Source organism: Mesorhizobium sp. M7A.F.Ca.US.006.04.2.1, assembly GCF_004022915.1.
GTDB lineage: Bacteria > Pseudomonadota > Alphaproteobacteria > Rhizobiales > Rhizobiaceae > Mesorhizobium > Mesorhizobium ciceri.
In genome coordinates this window covers 1-4,491 of sequence record NZ_RZQA01000533.1, presented here as the reverse complement: position 1 = coordinate 4,491, position 4,491 = coordinate 1, and the positions used below count along the sequence as shown (strand labels likewise).

Below are 4,491 nucleotides of genomic sequence, written 5' to 3'. Positions count from 1 at the left end.
GCCCTCGACCTTGCAGCGTACGATCAGCAGATAAAGTTGCCGTAGCGCATCGCGGGCATAGTGGCTTTCCAGATTGTCCTCTGGCCGGAACAAGCCCTGGCCGCCGGTCTGGCGCTGGCCGCGCGTGATTGCGCCCAGCGTATCGAGCCTCCGCGCGATCGTCGAGAGGAAGCGCTTTTCCGCTTTTACATTGGTCGAGATCGGCCGGAAGAGCGGCGGATGCGCTTGATTGGTGCGACGCGTGCGTCCCAGGCCCTGAATGGCGGTGTCGGCCTTCCAGCCGGCTTCGAGCAGATAATGCACACGCAGCCGCGTGTTGCGGGCCGACAGGTCGGCGTGGTAGCTCCTCCCCGTTCCGCCCGCGTCCGAAAAAACCAGAACGCGCTTCTGGTCATCCATGAAGGCCTGCGTCTCGGCGAGGTTGGCTGACCCGGTACGGTTTTCAACGACAAGGCGCTCGCCCTTGCGGACAATGCGGCGCAAGCGACCGGTGACCTCGGCCACGATGTCCACCCCGAAATGCTGGATGATCTGGTCGAGCGCGCCGGGGACAGGCGTCAAGCTGGCGAGTTTGGCGATCAGCTCGTCGCGCCGGGCGACCGCCTCCCGGCTCTCGACGGGCCGGCCTTCGCGGTAGACCGGGCGCGACGATAGACAGCCTTCGGAGTCGGTGAAGGGCTCGTAGAGCTGCACCGGGAAGGAATGGGCGAGATAGTCGAGGACGTATTCGCGCGGCGTGATGTCGACGCGAACATCGTTCCATTCCTCGGTAGGCAGCTCGGCCAGCCGCCGTTCCATGAGCGCCTCTCCCGTCGAGACGATCTGGACAACGGCCGCATGGCCCTCCTCCAGATCCCGGGTGATGGACCGGATCAGGGTCGGCGTCTTCATGCTGGTCAACAGATGACCGAAGAAGCGCTGCTTGGCGCTTTCAAAGGCGCTGCGCGCGGCCGACTTGGCCTGGGCATTGAGCGTGCCGGTGCTGCCAGTGATGTTGGCCGCCTGCATCGCCGCATCGAGATTGTTATGGATGATGCCGAAGGCGCCGGCATAAGCATCATAGATGCGGATCTGTTCCGGCGTCAGCTCATGCTCGATCAGTTCGTATTCGACGCCGTTGAAAGAGAGCGAGCGGGCCGTATAGAGGCCGAGTGCCCTGAGGTCGCGTGCCAGCACTTCCATCGCCGCCACGCCGCCGGCCTCGATCGCCTCGACGAACTCGGCGCGGCTTGAGAATGGAAAATGCTCGCCGCCCCAGAGGCCGAGCCGCTGCGCATAGGCGAGATTGTGCACTGTGGTGGCGCCAGTCGCCGACACATAGACGATGCGGGCATTCGGCAGGGCGTGCTGTAGCCTCAGGCCGGCACGGCCTTGCTGGGAGGGAGCGACGTCGCCGCGTTCGCCCTTGCCGCCACCGGCGTTTTGCATGGCGTGCGCCTCGTCGAAAATGATGACCCCGTCGAAATTCGGACCCAACCATTCGACGATTTGTTTGACCCGCGAAACCTTCTCGCCGCGAGCGTCGGAGCGCAGCGTGGCATAGGTGGTGAACAGGATGCCTTCCGCCAGCGCAATAGCGCCGTGATGGCCACATGCTGGTTCTCGGCTACGGCATTGCGCAGCGCCAAGGTGCGTTGGGCGGTGAGTTCGATCACCAGGCGCTCGGGCAGCGACTTGATGGTGTCGCCCTCATTCTCCTCGGGCTCGGAGGCCTGCGCGCCGATGGTGATGGTTGCGCGGCGAACGGAAAGATCGTCGCTGCCATCCTCGCTCCCGGTCACATCGCAGGGCTCGGCGGAGTCGCCTTCGACCGTCTCACGTGTCTCGTCCTCAGGGCGCACATAGCCCCGATCGACGACGAGATCGCCATTACGATCGATGTTGATGAACACGCCGGCGCGAGCGATCTCGGCCGCATCGTAGTTCATCGGCCGGCTCTCGAAGGCCTCGAGCGCGGACTCGATCTCGCCGAAGCGCTGATCGACCACATCGGGGAGTTCGTCGGCTTCGCCATACTCGGCTTCCAGCCGATCGTATTCCTTGCGCAACGCTTCACGTTGTCCCCGCTCCGGGTCGGTCAGATCGGCGGGAGTGCCAGCGAGCGCCCTCAGGCCGTGATTGTGGCCATAGGGCAGATCGATATCGACCACGATCCACTTCCACCCTTCGGCGGCGATCTCATCTGCGATCGATTTCAGCTTGTCGCGAACCAGGCGGTCGAGCAGCACAGGGTCCTGCAGCCAGCCGCCATTGTCGGCCTCGAACAGGTCACGCAGCACTATCCCCCCGGCTGCGACATAGGCCTCGACACCGACGAACAGCGCTCGACGATCGCTTGCCCGAACCGTGGTTTCGGTCAGCATGCGCCGGATTTGATGCGGCTCCTTCGACCACGAATTTTCGAGCGCCTCCCAGACCTGTTCCTGACGGGCGTGATCGTCGGCCACGGTAAAGGCCATGAGCTGATCGAGCTTCATGCCGTCCTGCTCGTAAATATCGTGCAGCTTGGGCGAGACTTTCGCGAGCCGCAGGCGTTGCTGCACGAACGTTGCGGAAACGAAGAAGCGTGCCGCGATCTCCTCATGGCTGGCGCCATGGTCGTGCAGAGTCCGGAAGGCGCGAAACATATCGAGCGGATGTAAATCTTCGCGCTGAAAATTCTCGGCTAGGGAATCCTCCTCGATCGGGACCTCACTATCGGCGTTGGTCACGACGCAGGGCACGGGCTCGGTCTTGACCATGCGCTTCTGCTTGATCAGCAGTTCCAGCGCGCGATAGCGGCGTCCGCCAGCGGGCACCTCAAACATGCCCGTCTCCTTACCCTCGTCATCCAACACCGGCCGGACGTTGAGGCTCTGCAGCAGGCCGCGCCGTGCGATCGAGGCGGCGAGGTCCTCTATCGTTTCCCCGCGCTTGATGCGCCGGACATTGGACTGGCTCAGCGTCAGCTTGTTGAAAGGGATGTCACGCGAGGCATTGAGGGTGATCTTCTGCTTGACGGTAGCCATCTTGATTATCTCCGCGACGGGCGGCCGAGACTCTCTCGACCTCCAAACCCGTCACAAAGAAAGGCGCAGCCCTCTCACTCTGAGGACTGCGCCCCACACCGAAGATAACGGAGGGGCACAGGGCAGCAGGCACGACTTTGCATCAATGAGGAGGATCATGCCGCCCTCCACTTGATCTCGGTTTCATCGACCTCGCCTTGGCCTGCCCTGAATGCGCCGTCAGGTTGCGGCAGGAACGAGAGCAGCCAGTCGGCCGCCTTGCTGGCCCGCGACGCGGCACGCACGATCGCGCGGTTGTCTTCGCGCAGAACCTCAAGCCAGGAGGCCAGGTAGTCGGCGTGGCGTACGGTCGGCACGATGCCAAGCGAGGCGCAGCAGAAGGCTGCGTTCATCTCCGCGACCAGTTCCTCGAAAGCATATTTCCTGGTACCGAAGGCGCCGCCGAGGTCACGGCCGACGCGGGAGGCATGGCCGGTCGCATGGCCAAGCTCGTGCAGGGCGGTGCGATGCCAGTCGATGGTCTGGAAGTAGGCCTGCGGCGGCGGCACCCGAACATAGTCATGCGCCGGATCATAATAGGCGCGATCGCCACCGATGCGGAAATCGATCCCGGTCGCCTTGATCAGCGCGTCGACGACCGGCTCGATCAGTCCAGGCTCTGGTGCAGGCGGAGCCACGGCCAAATCGTCGGGGAGATTTTCACATTGTGCTACGTTGAACACGATGAAGCGCTTCAGGAACGGTATGGCTTGGGCTGCTTCGCCGGTTTCCCGCGCACGGCTCTTTTGGTCTTCAGGGACGAAGCGGTCAGCATAGACGACGGTGGTGCCGTGTTCGCCCTTGCGGACATGGCCGCCCAGCGATAGCGCCTGACGGAAAGTCAGCCAGCTCTGGACGGGAAAGCCATGCTCGATGACCGCCCCCCACAGGATCAGCACATTGATTCCGGAATAGGCGCGGCCGGTCGCGGCATTGGCCGGCATAGCAATGGGCGCTTGCGCCGCCGCCGTGCCCCAGGGCTGCACCCAGGGAAAGCGCCCTGCTTCCAGTTCGGCGAGGATCTTGTTGGTGATATCGCCATAGAGGCTTGACCGGTCGGCGCCGGCGCGAGCGTATTGTCTGGACATCGCGGTTCTCCGCGACGGGCGCCGGAAGCCTCTCCTCCAGCTCTCAACCCGTCACGGCAAACCGGTCCGTACTCTCACTCTAGAAGGCGTTGCGGGGGCCTCCCGCAGAAGGGGACGCTCTCGAATTTGGGCAAAGGCTGTCCGCGCCAAATGCTTATTCCTACCGGACTACGTGGCGGATGCGCTCGGTAAGCGTTTGTTCGACTTCGAAATAACCTTCCCAGGCTTCCGGCAGCTGAGCCCGCGCGGCGGCGGCGAAAACATCGAAACCGTTGGCGCTTTCGCAGGAGGGCAACTCCTCCCAGCTGACGGGCACGCGCGGGGGCGGGGTGCGCGGTGCCCGAGTGGACCAGGGA

At 63.7% G+C, this 4,491-nt stretch carries 1 protein-coding gene and 3 pseudogenes; all 4 read right to left on the bottom strand.

Annotated elements, in window-relative coordinates; translation table 11 throughout:
- Positions 1–1,563, bottom strand: a pseudogene (locus EN925_RS24510) (strawberry notch C-terminal domain-containing protein); the annotation flags it as partial.
- A gap of 8 nt (positions 1,564–1,571) precedes the next feature.
- Positions 1,572–3,008 (bottom strand): annotated as a pseudogene (locus EN925_RS24505) (ParB/RepB/Spo0J family partition protein); the annotation flags it as partial.
- Between the two features lie 155 nt (positions 3,009–3,163).
- Positions 3,164–4,135 (bottom strand): zincin-like metallopeptidase domain-containing protein, encoded by a 972-nt coding sequence (locus EN925_RS24500; RefSeq protein WP_127368301.1) that lies wholly within the window; start codon positions 4,133–4,135, stop codon positions 3,164–3,166.
- A gap of 160 nt (positions 4,136–4,295) precedes the next feature.
- Positions 4,296–4,491: pseudogene (locus EN925_RS40190) on the bottom strand (hypothetical protein); the annotation flags it as partial.

Bases quoted from the DNA above. Each gene is read 5' to 3' on its own strand.
- EN925_RS24500 (WP_127368301.1), bottom strand. From the start codon at position 4,135: ATGTCCAGACAATACGCTCGCGCCGGCGCCGACCGGTCAAGCCTCTAT.